This window comes from Companilactobacillus pabuli, from assembly GCF_014058425.1.
Lineage (GTDB): Bacteria > Bacillota > Bacilli > Lactobacillales > Lactobacillaceae > Companilactobacillus > Companilactobacillus pabuli.
This window is the reverse complement of the sequence record NZ_CP049366.1, coordinates 957,918-973,985: the sequence shown is the minus strand read 5'-3', so window position 1 is coordinate 973,985 and position 16,068 is coordinate 957,918. Positions and strand designations below refer to the sequence as shown.

The following is a 16,068-nucleotide window of genomic DNA, read 5'->3' as shown; positions in this document are numbered from 1 at the left end:
CTCTACGTACATACTTATTATAATACATTCTCTATTGAATCGATTCAGACAAAGTCCACTCAATTTGACCTTGATATTCGCCACTGAGATTGGACTTTTGGTTCTTGATCATAATACCGTCATCATCATCCCAGTTATCAGAAATATTTTCGATTTTGTTTTGTCCACTCACAGCAGTATCACGATTGGCGATAGTTGGAGTATTAGTCAAAGATTGATAATTGTCGGCTTTATCAATAAAGTATAGCGGTTCAACATAATCATTATCTAAAACATTAAACAATCCTAATGAATGCGCAGAAAGATTCCACTTTGTACCGACACTGTTTACTTTGACGTCCCATTTTCCATCACGTTGAATAAAATCGCCATCTTGATCATCAAAATTTATATCTCTAAAACGAGAATCAGAGACATTTAATTCTAAGAGTTTTTTGTTGATATCTAGCTTAAAAAATGGTGTCTCAGAATATCTGCCATAAACATCCCTAACTGTCCCTGTAAGAATAAAAGGACTGTCTGGTTGACTCATACCTACCACACTAGGAGAAAATTGTCCCGTATAAGTAAGTGGTGGTCCATAATCTATACTTCCAGAAACAATACTCAGTCCACCATAAACTTTATTCTCATCTTTGATTCTAACGGTCAACTGTGCTGGTGCAGTTTGATAAGTTTCATCTTCTAAGTACTTAAACTCTAAAGGAACTTTTATTAAATTCAGTGTCGAACTAGTCGTAATATTTTTAGCAGTCGTTGAAATACTTGGAGTTAATTTAGGAACATTGATTATTACTGTTTTTTCTTCAGAATGGTACGAATTTCCTGTGACTGAAAATTTGATTATATTTTGTCCTTCTTTTAACAAGCTATAGTATTTATTTACTCCCAACACACTTTCGATTGGATTAAGTATAAAACTATAATTATTATTGCTATCAGTATTGACCACAGTTGAATTTTCTAAGCCATCACTATTTACACTTACAAAGAAATCTTGATAAACATCACTGTCTTCATTCTTAATTTTTAAAGATAGCTTATTGAATTTATGTGGATTTATTAGCATATCTGAATCTATTTCATCACTATATTTTATAGTCCAATCTAATGGAACTGGATCATTGTCATGAACATCGATAACCTCTTCTTTAGGTTCCAAAACAATTCCTAAATCAATCAATTTAATTGTAAAATCTAGCACATTTGATTGACGAGTTCCATCATCGACCCAAGCATTAATCTGATGTGTACCATAATCCAACTGTTTTAATTGTTCAGAAATTTCTGCATTAATTGATGTTTCAACAGCATCAGAATCAAGTTTAAAAATGGTATCTTCGTTATCTATGTTCATATGAATAGTCAGATCTTTGCTATTTACTTTAGCCCCATTATCATATTCAACTTTAATATTACAGAGCGGAATATTGTTCTTCTCATAAATCTCATAAATCTTAAAATCTTTTCTGGAAATCACTAATTGCTTATTGTCTAACACCTTAACTTGATAAACTAAAACGTTAGAAACGCGTCCTTTAGAATCAGTCATCTTAACTTTGAAGTCGTAAGTTTTATTACTTTCTAAGTCATTAACATCAAAAGGAATATCAAAATCACCTGATTTAGCACCTTTAGCAACTGAGATATTGCCCTTTTGAATGCCAGGAACTAATTTATTGTCTTGATCATAGACATCTACTTCACTAATTATATCTTCGCCATCAAATTCAGAATCCTTTAAATAAGAAATTTTACCTTTGAAATGAGCTGTTTCATCAGGACTGATCTCTTGAGACAAGTCATTAGTATTTACTATTTGTAATACTTCATTATCAATCGTAAAGTCAGGACTCATCGTATCGCCAGTAAATCCATCGGAATTATAACTAGTATTAACGCCACTTACTTTTGTCGTAATCGGCGTTTGGCTCTGCGGTCCTTTAACTGTCCCATAAACTTGAATATTCGATTGATCGTCAATTTTACTCATTGAAGGAATCTTAACTTTAAAACCTGTAACTTGCTTAAAAACTGGCGTATCTGTGTCATTTCCTGTTGTCGTACTAATAGTAACTTCTTCTAAATCTGTTTTATTGATTTCAAGAGTTTGTTTTGTACCATCTGCGGCGGTATAATTCATTTCGCCAATCACGCCATTTTCATCGCCAGAAAAATCTAAATAGTCTGGTAATGCAACAGTTGCAGTGATTTCTCCAGATTCAGAAATACCACCGACATATTTCAAATTTTGTTCCAGCATAACTTGGTCGCCATCAGAGACATTTAAAGTATCGCCGTCAGTTGAACTTACAGATGTATTTCTAGTCAAATCAGTCATCTTAGAAGTACCTTTGATATCAACCACGCGTGGCATTTTTTCAATTACCATCGCAAAATCACTTTTCTTTGATTCTGGCGATCCAGTTGAAGCTGTAAAGCCCCAGCGAGCTTTTTTATCGGAACTATCTTTAACTAACTGATTCGTATCAATTTCAAAAGTTTTAACATCTTGAGCATTTTGAGGTCTGGTCGTCCCATCTTGGAATTTGTCATTGATATGATATGACAAATATCCAATTGAAGAACCTGTATCTGGTTTTTGATAATCGATTGTTAAATGACGCCAACCATTTCTGGGGTCTTGGGTTTCAGAGTTAGCAACGGTGATACCATCATAACCTAATAAATAAGCATGATTTTGAATCCTTGCCCTATGCCCCATGTAATTGTACGTAGTCGTTTCTTTAAAAATTAATCCTGTTGTATAGTCTTTTCCAAAGTATGTAGCAACATCCCCTGGATATCCCCATGATATATGGTTTTCCTTTAACTGATTTGAAACAAAACCTGAATTAGTATCGCCATCATAATCTAAATAATCATTTATATTATTAGATTTTGAACCAGCATTTTGATTCAAATATCTATCGAATTCAATTGCAACACTGTTTTGTATACCGCCAGAATTATCTGTTATTGCTTCGCTCAATCCTTTACCATCCGAACTTCCACCTCCCCAGACACCTAAGGTCTGTCCGTAACTTGGAATTCCATCAGTATAATCTCTAGAGATAGCTTGATCACCATTTGGATCATTCTGTAAAACAAAGGCAAAGCCATCGATAGTATTACCACCGTAATACCAGACTGATAAAGTTTGATTCTTGCTTAAATCAAAATAATTATAAGTTTTATTACCATTGTCGTCTTTCACGGTTCCCCAAAAAGAGCCAATCTGTTTATTTTCTCCACCTGCGTCTAACATTTGAATAATATCGCTAGGGTTGCCTGTATCCTCTGCCCGTATTATTTTATTAGAGCTAGGAAAAGCATTGGCAGCACCAGTCTTGGTATTGGAGTAAGAACTTGGTGCGGTAATAAAATCATTAAACCTCACACCTTTTGGAGCATGTTTGTAAACTTCCTCTTTAGATGGTTCACTTGCAGCCATCACAGAAGTAATTGGAGTTGCTCTAAATAGTGGTAAAAGAAACATAACAATTAATAATTTGAAGATAAATCCATGCTTCTTCATGAAACTCACCTCACATATTTATGACAAGTTTAAACATATATTATTGATATTGTTATTATATGTTATAAGCGCTTTCATTTGGTGCCGATTTATGAAAAAAATATTATAAAAAAATAGCCATCTCATTATGCAAGATGACTATTGCTTTAATTCTTTTCTAATTCAACTGTTCAGAAACTTGACGATTGAGTTTTGGTTCAGCAACTTTATCCTTATTGTAATTTTTACCAAAAACAAAACCAAAGGTAACTGTTAATAATGGATTCATCCAAACGTAGAAGGCACATGGAATGAAGACTAATGGACTAACGCCTAAAACACCAGAGATAAAGATTCCGGTAACTCCCCAAGGAACCAAAGCATTGATATCAGCTCCCCCACTAGCGAGGATTCGTGATAAGTAAACCGGTTTGATATTTTGTTTATCAAAGTTTTCTTTGAAAGTTGTACCAGGTAAAATAATCGAAATGTATTGTTCACCGACTAAGAAGTTAACTCCGATAGCACTTAAAACTGAAGTTAAGATCAATTTACCAGGTGTATTGACACTTTGTTTCATTTTACCAACTAGATTTTCAACAACACCCATTTTGATCAAGACGCCACCTAGAGTCAAAGCAACTAAAATTAAAGAAATACTGCTCAACATACTAGTGACACCACCACCACTGACGATACTGTTGATTTTCTTATCCGGTGAATTCAATTGGAAACCATTCATGATTTGATTACTGATAGTTGAAAGCTTGGGATGATTGATAAAGATATGCATGATAATTGCGGTAATTGATCCTGACAATAACGTTGGAATAGCAGGAACTTGCATAATAGCACAAATAATTAACACAGCGATTGGAATTAACATCCAAGGTGACACAAAGAAGTTAGCATTTAGAGCATTGATAATATGGTGCACCGAACTCATATTAGGATTGGCAGTCGTGTGACCCGCAATCAAGAAAATAATAGCAGTGATTGTTGCTGAAGGAATAGCTGTATGAGCGATTGTCTTAATGTGATCAAAAACATTATCGACTCCAGCAATTCCCGTAGCTAAATTAGTTGTTCCAGATAATGGTGACATGTTATTTCCAAATAAAGCACCAGAAACGATTGATCCAGCAGTTAAAGCTGTATTGATACCCATAACGTGACCGATACCCATGAAGACGATACCTAAAGTACTAATAGTTGTGAAAGAACTACCGACGATCACACCAACTAAACAACAACTGACAAATACCGTAAATAAGAAAAATCTGACATTTAATATTTCTAGACCGTAAACCATGATGGTTGGAATTACTCCAGACATTGACCAAGCCGATACTAAAACACCGATCATGATAAATATAATCATTGGTACGATTCCTGGTTTGACGCCTTCAACGATACCATCTTGGAGTTGATTCCAAGTAAAGCCACGAAATCTTCCGTAAAACAATAACAATGTGAATGCCAATAAAATTGGAATTTGAGGTGTCATGCCCAGAGCAATCATCATTGTTCCTAACATCCCAAACATTACGATCATAATAATTAAACTTTCTAAAACTGATAATTTACCTTTTTTCATATTACTCACCCTATTTTGAATTTGATTTGTTTTTCTTAGTAGTTTTGATAGGGTCTGTAATAATAGTTTCTTTGTACTTCGTTAATTTCTTTCTCATTTAGGATTTGTGCAAAGGTTGCTTGCATGCGTAACTTTTCGATAAATTTCATCTGTAATTCCTCCTAAAATTATTTGTCCTAAAGAATAAAAAAAGCGCCCCTGCAATATATGCAGGGACGCTTTTGGCGCGGTACCACCCAAATTCAAGTAATAATACTTGCTCTTTATTCCGTAAACACAGGACGCGAGATTTCAATTTAGTATTTTGTGAAAATATCCTGTATGGCTCGCACCGACCGCCATTTCTCTGAACGCTGAGATACTTCGCTACTTGTTGTAAAATCAAAATCAATTTATGTAAGTAATCTTAGCAGAACTTTTTCATAACGCAAGAGTTTTATTAGAAAAATATTATTATTTTTTAATTTTTCTAATTTTGATTAAAGTGAATCTAACAATTCTTGCATTTGCTCATTATCAGGATCTTGTTTCAAGTAAAGTCTCAATGCTGCTTGGAGAACCTCTTTATTGCCGGTGCTACGCAAAATTTCTACCAAGTCTGACAAGTAGTCAAGATTGTCTTTAAATTCGTCTAAGACCGTCAAAATGTCTTCTTGGGCTTTATTAACATCATCAGTTTCAAATTCTGATTTAGCCAAATTCCAAATCAATTTAGGATTATTATTGATTTCACGACCATCCAAGAGATCCAAGTTAGCTTTGAACTGGCCTTTAGTAACATAGTAATCACTTAATTTGATAACTAATGGCATTGGATTTTCGACTTTCTTAATACCAGTTTCCAAAATCTTAATGGCGTTATTAGCATCTTCTGATGTTCCAGCATCAAAGGCAATTTGATACAAACGGTCATCTAATTCATTCAAGTTCAAACCTAGTTGAGCATACTTGAAAGCATCAGCATTTTTCTTGATATTCAAATAATCCTCAGCAATAACTGGATAAGCCGTTGGGTAATCACGATTAGTGTCAAGTAAGTTTTCCAAAACAGAAATCGATTTATTATAATTTTTAACTTGATTGTACAAAAATCCGAGTTGGAACTGAGCATCTTCATTTAATTCCAAAGCGTTTAATTTTTCATATTCACTGATGGCATCTTCATATTGTCCATCCCCAGCTAAAGAACTGGCCTTTCTCAAGACAATTGAAATACCAGAATAGTTCTTAATTCCCATATCTAATAACATGTCATAGTACGTCAAAGCTTGATTGAATTTATTCTCATCGAAATAAACTTCAGCCAAGGCAAACTTGAAAACTTCCTCATCAGGAAACTCTCTGATTCCCTCTAAGAGTTTTTGTTCACTAACCTCATAAAGTCCTAATGACTGATAAATATCGGCTGAAACTAACAAATTTTCGGCATAAGCTGGTGAATCAGGCGTGATTTGAGAAATATAATCTAAAGCTTGATCGCTATCGCCGTCAGAAACAGCAATTTCAGCCAGTCTGGAGAGGATTTGGCCCTCTGCTGGGTAATTGACCAAAAGATGTTGATAAATCGTCTTAGCTTGAACAGAGAGTCCACGACTCATCAATGTTTCAGCTAAAGAAAATTGAGTTTGATCATCATCTTCTTTAAGTGATTCTTGAATCAAACCATCAACTTTTGAAAAGTCACCATCATCGATTGTTTCCATAACTTTATCTGCTTTACTCAAATTAAAACCTCATACTTTCTTTTGCGTAAAAAAAGACGGTCAAACGACCGCCCCTTATAAAACTAATTATTTAACTGAATCCTTCAAAGCTTTACCTGGTTTAAATGCAGGAACCTTGCTTGCTGGAATCTTAATTTCTTCGCCAGTTTGTGGGTTACGACCCTTACGAGCAGCACGTTGACGAACTTCAAAGTTACCAAAGCCAATCAATTGAACTTTGTTACCTTCTGATAAGTTTTCTTGGATAGTTTCAAATACTGCATCAACAGCAGAAGTTGCGTCCTTCTTTGTCAAACCAGTTTTACTTGCGACACTATCAATAAGTTCAGCTTTATTTGCCATATGTGAATACCTCCGGAAATTTGTAAAATATTTAGAACACATGAACTTTTATTAATGCGTTCATTATTCTATGTACAAAATTACCATAGCAATGCCGATGTGGCAAGCATTTACGCCATTTTTTAATATAAATCTTCTTAAATATAATTATATTTATAAAAACGGATAAAATACTGTCTTTCTAAGCTATTTTCGTTTTCTTGGAAGAATCTTGATTGGTGTTCCTTCAAAATCGAAAGTATCACGCAATTGATTCTTCAAAAATCTCTCATATGAGAAATGAAGCAATTCTGTCTCATTAACGAAAGCAACAAATGTTGGCGGTTGAATGGCAACTTGTGTCATGTAGTAAATTCTCAAACGTTTTCCATTTACTAATGGTGTTGGTGCGATTGAAGTTGCACGCAACAATAAATCGTTAAGAACTGAAGATTGAATTCGACGATCACGGTTACCATAAACTCTTGCAACTAATTCTGGAATTTGGTCGAGGCGTTGACCCTTAATAGCAGAAGTGAACAAGATTGGTGCATATGATAAGTATTGGAATTCAACTCTAATTTGGTTTTCAAAGTCCTTCATCGTATTAGTGTCTTTTTTCAAAGTATCCCACTTGTTAACGACGATGATTACACCTTTGCCGGCGTTGTGAGCATATCCAGCCACACGCTTGTCTTGTTCACGAATACCTTCTTCAGCATTCAAAACAACACAAACGACGTCTGACTTATCAATCGCACTCAAAGCACGCAAAACAGAGTATTTTTCAGTATTTTCGTAGACTTTACCACGTTTTCTAATACCAGCAGTATCAATCATTGTAAAGTCTTTGTCGAGCTTTTCATCATGATACTTAGTATCGATGGCATCACGAGTCGTTCCTTGCATATCGGAAACGATAACACGTTGATCACCTAAGATAGCATTGACCAATGATGATTTACCAACATTAGGACGACCGATAAAACTAAATTTGATAGTCTTATCTTCTTCCAACTTGTCTTCGTGTGGAAAGGCCTTAACAATTTCATCCAACAAATCACCTAAACCAGTACCTTGAGCACCAGAAATAGGATTGGGATCGCCAAATCCTAATGCATAAAAGTCATAAATATTTTGACGTTGTTCAGGATTATCAGCTTTGTTGACTGCTAGGATAACTGGCTTCTTCGTCCGATACAAAATTTTAGCAACATCTTCGTCTTCTTTAGTAACGCCATTTTGACCGTTAGTGATAAAGACGATAACGTCAGCTTCATCGATTGCAATCTCAGCTTGGTTCTTGATTTGAACGGACATTTTTTCACCGCTCATTTCAATACCACCAGTATCGATCAAACGGAATTCTCTTCCTAACCAACTAGCACGGGAATAAATTCGATCTCTAGTAACACCAGGTGTATCTTCAACGATTGAAAGTCGTTCATTAATAATTCGATTAAAAATTGTAGATTTACCAACATTGGGGCGTCCTACTAACGCAACTACTGGAACAGACATATTTTGCCTCCCTACTTATGTTCATTAACTATTTCAGTTACTCTTTTAACAACTTGTTCGATAGTCATATCTGAAGTATCTACTTCAATGGCATCGTCAGCTTTTTTTAATGGTGAAATTTCACGATGTGAGTCTTTGTAATCACGTGCTGCAATTTCATTCTGTAGTTCTTTTAATGGAGTATTGATGCCACGTTCAACATTTTCTTTGAAACGTCTCTGTGCGCGAACTTCCACACTGGCAATCAAAAAGATCTTTACCTCTGCTTTAGGTAAAACAGTTGTACCAATATCGCGACCATCCATGACGATATCGCAATCATTAGCTAAATCACGTTGCATTTGAACTAATTGTGTTCTTACTTCCTTGATTGCAGAAACTTGCGAAACATTGTTTGTTATTTCTTCAGTTCTAATGTCATCTGAGACATCTTCATCGTCTAAATAAACGTGTTGTCCATCCTCTTTATTTAGAAAATGAATTCGATGTTCTGACATTAATTTCAAAATATTGAGAGTATCACCATAACCCACATTGTGCTTTTTTGCAAGTAAAGTCACTGTTCGATACATTGCACCAGTATCACAGTATACAAAATTCAAGTTTTTTGCGATCAATTTGGCAATCGTACTTTTTCCAGCAGAAGCTGGTCCGTCTATAGCAATTTGCATTCGTTTCTCTCCTTAATAAAAGGGCCCAGACAAATGTCCAAGACCCTTCACATAAAAATTATTTAACTCTTAGTGTTGTACCAGGTGTCAATGTACCAACGTTACTGTTCAAACTCTTAAGTTGAGCAGTAGTTAGATTATTGTTATATGCAATTCTAAACCAGTTGTCACCAGCTTTAACAGTGTAATAAGATGCTGAACTACTACTATCACTATCTGTTGAAGTTGTGGAACTGTTGTTGGTATTCGTACCAGTTGAAGCTTGTTGATCAGTTTGTTGTGACTGTTGAGTCTGTTGAGATTGCTGTGCTTGTTGTTGACTATTGTCAGTTGTTTGTGAATTGCTTGAATCCGCAGTAGTGCTGTTTGTAGCAGTACTATCACTGGCAGTATTCGAATTATTAGCGTTAGCATTAGACTTACTACTATTATCAGTAGTTGTCTTCTTAGCACTAGCTTTCTTAGTAGACTTCTTAGCGGCTTTCTTCTTTGGAGATTTCTTGGCAGTCTTTTTCTTTGTAGACTTGTCTTTATTCTCAACTGAACTTTCTGATTGAGAACTATCAAGATCACCACTGCTACTACCTCTAACAGCATTAATTATAACTGGTGTAAACATAATAACAATCAAGGCAACAACTAGAGTAACGACTAAAGTATGATTTCCACGTTGCTTTTCTTTAGTAACGGCACGTGAAACATGTCCCTCATCGTCAGTATCAGAATCAAAACTCTTTTCCCAAGGCTTAACGTCTTCTTGATCTGAAGAATTATCTTGAGCTTTGTCAGATTCTGCTTTTGAATCTTCAGCTGACTCTTTAGGTGTCACTGGTGGCACTACTGGAGTTGGTTCAACCTTAGTCTTGTCAACTTCAGGAGCGTCATGTTTTGCTTCGCTTAAATGATCATTGCTTTCTTCAGCTTGAAGATGATCGACCCCAGCAGGTGTAGGATTATCCTCAGCTTGCTTAGGCTCATCATTAGAAGCCTGATCGTCAGAAACAGTATTATTCGTTGGTGTGTTTTCATCACCTGTATCGATTAGATGATATTTTTTTAAATCCTCAAGACTGACAGATCCTTCTAGTCCTTTGGTGGATTTTGGAACACGTGAATCGCCAGACATATTGTTTTTATCATTATCGGCCATTAAAAACCAACCTCCTAATTTCTATCTCTTAAAGCATATCATAAAAGTTTAAAATTTTTCTTTAAAGATTTATAAAATTTCACTATTTAATAGCGAAATGCCCCTTGATTTTAGGATAAATGATAATAACTGCTGCCGAAATAATCAATGCTTTAATAATATTAAATGGAATGACCCCGGTTGCCACATACTTAGCAAGCGACATATTTAGTTGCATCCCAACGACATTCATATAAAGTGGCATAACTACGAAATAATTCAAAACTGACATAATCACCGTCAAACTCAAAGTTCCGGCAACAACTGCCATGATTTTTTTATTCTTCTTCCAGAAATAACTGAATGGCAATAACAAGGCTACTGAACCTACAAATGCTGCACCATCACCGATCAAACCGGCCAAACCAGTTCCAGTTACTAGTAAGTGGACCATCGACTTAAGTAAAGCAATCATGATTCCCCCAACAGGACCAAAAGCAAACGTTCCAATAACTGCCACGCAGTCACTTAAATCAACTTTCAAAAATGGCAACCAGATCAAAACTGGAAACTCAAAGAACATCAAAATCGTTCCCAATGCTGCAAAAATAGCCACCCCAATTATGTCTTGAAACTTGTATAAACTCTTTCCCATTAAAATCAACCTCTCTAAATTGATTCCCAAAGAAAAAAGGCCTATTTTGGGCATACCAAAACAGACCTAATCTGTTTTCTTCCATCCAGACTTTACTGTCGGTATTGGAATTGCACCAATTCAACCAGCTTGCGCTGGGTCGCGGACTTTACCGCCGGTCGGGAATTACACCCTGCCCTGAAAACCAATTATTTAATTTTATATTTATAATATAGCAGACCCCTTGATATATGGCAACTGAGTAGTTGTTATGGGAACAATACCATTTGGTTATTAGTGTTGCTTCTTCTTCAAAGTAGCAACTTCTAAACGAGTCAAATCACGATATTGCCCAGAAACTAAACCATCTAAAGTCAAGAAATCATAACTTTCACGTGATAGCTTTTCAACTTTATGTCCAACGGCATCGAACATATTCTTAACTTGGTGATTGTGTCCTTCATGGATAACCATTCTAACGATCGAACTGTTCTTCTTTTTGTCTTTTGACATTACACGAACTTTAGCTTTGGCAGTCGTATAGCCTTTTAGCTTGATTCCATTTTCTAATTTTCTAATTTCTTCTGTTGTCAAAATACCTTCGACCTTAGCAATATAAGTCTTATCGACGTGATATCTTGGATGCATCAAATGATTGGCAAAATCTCCATCATTGGTTAATAGTAGCAAACCAGACGTATCATAATCCAAACGACCGATTGGATAAACACGTTCACGGACATCATCTTCTAACAAGTCAGTGACAACTTTTCTATCCTTATCGTCTGAAACGGCTGAAATAACACCACGAGGCTTGTACATCAAAATATAACGTTTCTTCTCTTCTTCCATAGGAACGCCATCTACTTCGATACGATCGTGGTTATCAACTTTGACACCCATTTCCGTGATCAACTTGCCATTAACCTTAACGTGACCTTTAGCAATCAATTCTTCTGATTTACGTCTTGAAGCCACGCCTGCATCAGCCATATATTTTTGTAATCTAACTTTCTCCATCTATTTCTCCTGTATTTGAGTTATCCTCAAAGTTTTCTATTTTTGGTAAATCATCTAAGCTCTTAATCCCAAAGTAATCAAAAAATTCATCTGTCACAACATACAAATTAGGATGTCCAGGGACATTCTTTTTACCATGTTCTTTGATCATCTTTCGCATCAACAAAGTATTCAAGCTTCCGGAACTTTGCACGCCACGAATTTCATCAATTTCAATCCTAGTAATTGGTTGTCGATAAGCGATGATCGATAATACTTCTAAAGCAGCTTGACTAAGTTTAGTCCCTAAGCCTGATTTGAAATATTTCGTCAAAAGATCACTGAATTCATTTTTCGTAACTAATTTATAAAGTGAATTGTAATTGACTAATTGGATGCCAGAATCTCCATCAGTTAGCAATTTAACTTGTAATTCTTCGAGATTTTGTCGTAAAGCGGCACTATCGATTTCCAATAACTCGACCAAATCTTTTTCTTTGATGCCTTGATCACCGGCCACAAACAATAATGCCATTATTTTTGCTTGATACACGTTTAATTCCTCAATTCAATAAATAATTCACTCTTAAAATCAGCCTGTTGAACTGAAACAATTTGTTTTCGAGCCATTTCCAAAATCGCCATAAAATCAGTAACGATTTCTTCAATATTGCCGTTTAATTTCAAAAGTGCTTTAAAAGTAGTTTTCTTAACGGACTTCAATTCCGTCATGATATTATCAGTCGCATCCTCAATCGAAAGTGTTTCATTTTCAATTGTTTCTGTTTCTGGCTGACGATTCTTCTGCTCACGTAATAATTCAGCGTATGTCGTTGCCAAATCCGTTAGAGCAACCGAACCAGGTTCAAGAAACTGTTCCAATTGCTTGTTAGGAATGCTGACTTCCTTGTCGAATTGCTGCTTACGATACTGCTCTTTTTCTTCAAAATAAGCTGCTACTTTTTTGAAAGTTTGATAAGTTAACAATTGCGAAACTAACTGATCACGAGGATCTTCATCTTGCAACTCATCTTCAATTTCGTCTGGTGCTTGAGGTAACAGCATTTTACTTTTAATTGACATTAATGTCGATGCCATGACTAAATAGTCACCAGCAATATCTAATTGCAATACTTTCATACTCTTCAAATAATCCAAATACTGTTGAGTAATTTGAGCTATCGGAATATCGTAAATATCAACTTTTGATTCCTTGATCAAATGCAACAACAAATCAATTGGACCTTCAAAGTCGGTTAGAACTAAATTTAATTTTTGCATTAATCTGTTTCTTCCAAATCCTTCTCAAGTTTCTCTTTATTTTGACGCCAAAGTTTTATATCTTTACTCAATTCAAAATTTCCCAAAATAACTAATTTAGGAAACCGTTTCTGAACATCATCAAAAATTTTAAAAATATTACTTTGCGAGCGATAAGAGGGGTTCAACGAAATATATTCAATGAAAACAGTCCCTTCAGAAAAAGATAAGGCGACAATTCCAGAATAATCGTCCATATTGCTCTTCCATAAATACAATTGTCGATTCTCATCTTCTGAATAAAGATTCAACTCTTGTTCCATATTATGGAAGTCTTTTAAATCATTAATATATGATAAAAAGCCCATGGCAATTTTTTTATTCTCATCACTATATTTACTAAGCATAAATCCTCCTATGCTCTGGGAAAAGTCTTGTTATAAACTTGCTTCATCCGCGTCTTATTAACGTGCGTATAAATTTGAGTCGTTGAAATATCTGAATGTCCCAACAATTCCTGAACTACACGTAAATCTGCCCCATTCTCCAATAAATTAGTTGCAAAAGAATGACGCAAAGTATGTGGTGTCACATCTTTAGTAATACCTACTTGAGCAATATATTTTTTGATCATGCGCCAAATCGACTGCCGAGTTAATTTCTTACCACGAAAGTTCAGGAAAACCTCCGCCTGCTGACCATATTTTGTAACCAAAGGTTGACGAGTCTCTTGCAAATACTTATTCAACCATTTAATGGCTGTTTCACTAATTGGCAAAAGTCTTTCTTTAGAGCCTTTTCCTAAGGTTTTGATCAATTGTAAATCCAAATGTAAATCATCCATCTTTAAATTGACTAATTCACTAACTCTAAGACCGGTAGCGTACATTACTTCAAAAATCGTCCGATCTCTAATGCCAAGACTTGTTGAAATATCTGGAGATTCGATCAACTTGTTAACTTCATCCATCGACAAAACTACTGGTAAATGGCTTCCTTTTTTAGGAGCATCCAGTTCATTCATTGGATTAGTAGGAATCTTATCGAGCAGTTCTAACCATTGATAAAATTTCTTTAAAGAAGAAAACATCCGCATTTGAGAGTTTTTCGACTTGCCAGCTTTATCCTGACTAGCAAAGAATTGTGTAATAACAAAATGATCTTCTGGATAGAACGTAGCTTTTTTATTTTCTAAAAATTGACTAAATTCTAACAAATCCTGGTTATAAGAAGTAATTGTATTCTTCGATAAACCGCGGTCCAATCTCAAATAGCGTGCATAATCAGATAAAGTATCAATCATAGTTTGATTTTTAATCGTTAATTTATCACTCACTAAACATCACCTCTATTTGAGATAAGTGTAGCCATCTTTTTGTTCGATTTTCTTTTGTTTCATCAAATTACCAAGGGCACGCTTAAAACTACCCTTACTGATACCGAAATATTCTCTGATATCATCAGGATCACTTTTATCAGTATAAGGAATCTTACCATCACGAGCGTGTTCCAAAACAGCCATGATCATTTGAGCATCAGGTGTGATTTCTTCATAAGCACGAGGACGCATTGAGAGATTCAAACGACGGTGACTTGAACCAATCACACGAGTTTTGATATGTTGACCAATGTGTAAGGGTTGGTCTTGTTCATCAACGTGGACAAAGCCCATGTAGTAACTATCAGTCATGACAAAAGCACCGGATTCTCTAATGGCAATCACAGTTCCTTCTTCATTCTTGTTCATCAATTCTTTTAGATCTGTACTAGGACTACGAGCAATCTGTGTGTAAAGTTCGATATCGGCTAATTTGCCCCATAGACGACCCTTATGATCAATTTCCAATTTGACCATTAAATTATCGCCCTTTTTAGGCCATTCGCTGTGCTCTAATGGTAGATCATCCAAAGAAACCACGATATCCTTGTCTTCCAAACCAACATTGACGAAAACTCCCAAGTCAGTTCTTACTTCAGTAACTTCCGCGAAATCCCAAACTCCTTGAGTTACAAAGGGTAAAACTGTCGTCATTTTATTCTTATGAGCTTGATTTTCATAAACAAATCCTGCTATTTGATCACCTAATTCAGGTATTTCGGTTAATTCAGTTAAATCTAAGGCAAAAGTTACCCCCTCTACTTGAACAAAGGCTTCATCCTTATTAAGGTCGGTTACCGTTCCTGGCAATACTTGACCGTACATTTCTGCTGCTTCCATTTTTCACCATACTCTTTTTGACATTTTATTTATCTAGAATAAAAATACCCCCAACTACTAGAGGGTATCTATTATTGAATATTTAATCTTCTATATTATATCAGAAAGAACGACTAAGTAATAACTTCACACTAAAAAAAGAACTCACTCTAACCAAATAGAATGAATTCTAGTTCATAGCATGAATTTTAAACATTGAATTGATATAATCTGATTCTTCTTGCCCAGTGTTGTATTTATCATCTTTGTACTTATCATATCTTCGTGCAGCTGCCATAATCTCAGCTGTTTGAATCTTGTCAAAGATTGATAGTCCCTTTTGATCATCGTTGACTAACGCAAAAACATTTTTCTTTTGCTCACTACGATACAGCTTTTTAGGACCAACCGTCGTTATAAAATCAAAATCATTTTTATCAAATTTCATTTAATTCTCCTAGTTCTCTTACATATCTAGTGTAGTTCCAAAAACACCAG

Annotated in this window: 15 protein-coding genes and 1 riboswitch; all 15 genes read right to left on the bottom strand. The window is 35.3% G+C overall.

Annotation, left to right across the window (positions count from 1 at the left end; all coding sequences use genetic code 11):
* Positions 1 to 31: 31 nt before the first annotated feature.
* The gene (locus G6534_RS04680; protein ID WP_182083193.1) at positions 32 to 3,538 is read right to left on the bottom strand and encodes an L-type lectin family protein; all 3,507 of its coding nucleotides are present in this window, start codon (positions 3,536 to 3,538) and stop codon (positions 32 to 34) included.
* Between the two features lie 157 nt (positions 3,539 to 3,695).
* Entirely contained in the window at positions 3,696 to 5,114 is a 1,419-nt protein-coding gene (nhaC, locus tag G6534_RS04675) for a Na+/H+ antiporter NhaC (RefSeq protein ID WP_182083192.1), read from the bottom strand.
* Between the two features lie 479 nt (positions 5,115 to 5,593).
* Positions 5,594 to 6,838 (bottom strand): tetratricopeptide repeat protein, encoded by a 1,245-nt coding sequence (locus G6534_RS04670; protein ID WP_059073430.1) that lies wholly within the window; start codon positions 6,836 to 6,838, stop codon positions 5,594 to 5,596.
* A 66-nt stretch (positions 6,839 to 6,904) separates the two neighbouring features.
* Positions 6,905 to 7,180: an HU family DNA-binding protein gene (locus G6534_RS04665; RefSeq protein ID WP_010019909.1), complete on the bottom strand. Its 276-nt coding sequence runs from the start codon at positions 7,178 to 7,180 to the stop codon at positions 6,905 to 6,907.
* 186 nt (positions 7,181 to 7,366) lie between these two features.
* Complete coding sequence (gene der / locus G6534_RS04660) at positions 7,367 to 8,680, bottom strand: ribosome biogenesis GTPase Der (RefSeq protein ID WP_182083191.1); 1,314 nt, start codon at positions 8,678 to 8,680, stop codon at positions 7,367 to 7,369.
* A gap of 11 nt (positions 8,681 to 8,691) precedes the next feature.
* Positions 8,692 to 9,351, bottom strand: a complete 660-nt coding sequence (cmk, locus tag G6534_RS04655) for a (d)CMP kinase (protein WP_182083190.1) — start codon at positions 9,349 to 9,351, stop codon at positions 8,692 to 8,694.
* 58 nt (positions 9,352 to 9,409) lie between these two features.
* Complete coding sequence (locus G6534_RS04650) at positions 9,410 to 10,501, bottom strand: LysM peptidoglycan-binding domain-containing protein (RefSeq protein WP_182083189.1); 1,092 nt, start codon at positions 10,499 to 10,501, stop codon at positions 9,410 to 9,412.
* 82 nt (positions 10,502 to 10,583) lie between these two features.
* Complete coding sequence (locus G6534_RS04645; protein WP_059073432.1) at positions 10,584 to 11,135, bottom strand: ECF transporter S component; 552 nt, start codon at positions 11,133 to 11,135, stop codon at positions 10,584 to 10,586.
* A 69-nt stretch (positions 11,136 to 11,204) separates the two neighbouring features.
* Positions 11,205 to 11,324, bottom strand: a riboswitch (FMN riboswitch).
* Between the two features lie 84 nt (positions 11,325 to 11,408).
* Positions 11,409 to 12,134 (bottom strand): pseudouridine synthase, encoded by a 726-nt coding sequence (locus G6534_RS04640; protein WP_059073433.1) that lies wholly within the window; start codon positions 12,132 to 12,134, stop codon positions 11,409 to 11,411.
* Entirely contained in the window at positions 12,121 to 12,648 is a 528-nt protein-coding gene (scpB, locus tag G6534_RS04635; RefSeq protein WP_059073494.1) for an SMC-Scp complex subunit ScpB, read from the bottom strand. Before scpB ends, G6534_RS04640 begins: the two co-directional genes overlap by 14 nt.
* 20 nt (positions 12,649 to 12,668) lie before the next feature.
* Positions 12,669 to 13,394: a segregation and condensation protein A gene (locus G6534_RS04630; RefSeq protein WP_059073434.1), complete on the bottom strand. Its 726-nt coding sequence runs from the start codon at positions 13,392 to 13,394 to the stop codon at positions 12,669 to 12,671.
* A complete protein-coding gene (locus tag G6534_RS04625) occupies positions 13,394 to 13,780 on the bottom strand; it encodes a hypothetical protein (protein ID WP_059073435.1) in 387 nt (128 codons plus the stop codon). Before G6534_RS04625 ends, G6534_RS04630 begins: the two co-directional genes overlap by 1 nt.
* A gap of 8 nt (positions 13,781 to 13,788) precedes the next feature.
* A complete protein-coding gene (gene xerD / locus G6534_RS04620; RefSeq protein ID WP_059073495.1) occupies positions 13,789 to 14,676 on the bottom strand; it encodes a site-specific tyrosine recombinase XerD in 888 nt (295 codons plus the stop codon).
* Between the two features lie 45 nt (positions 14,677 to 14,721).
* Positions 14,722 to 15,591 (bottom strand): CvfB family protein, encoded by an 870-nt coding sequence (locus G6534_RS04615; RefSeq protein WP_082666878.1) that lies wholly within the window; start codon positions 15,589 to 15,591, stop codon positions 14,722 to 14,724.
* Between the two features lie 169 nt (positions 15,592 to 15,760).
* Positions 15,761 to 16,018, bottom strand: coding sequence for a hypothetical protein (locus G6534_RS04610; RefSeq protein ID WP_059073436.1), 258 nt, complete (start codon positions 16,016 to 16,018; stop codon positions 15,761 to 15,763).
* Positions 16,019 to 16,068 lie beyond the last annotated feature (50 nt).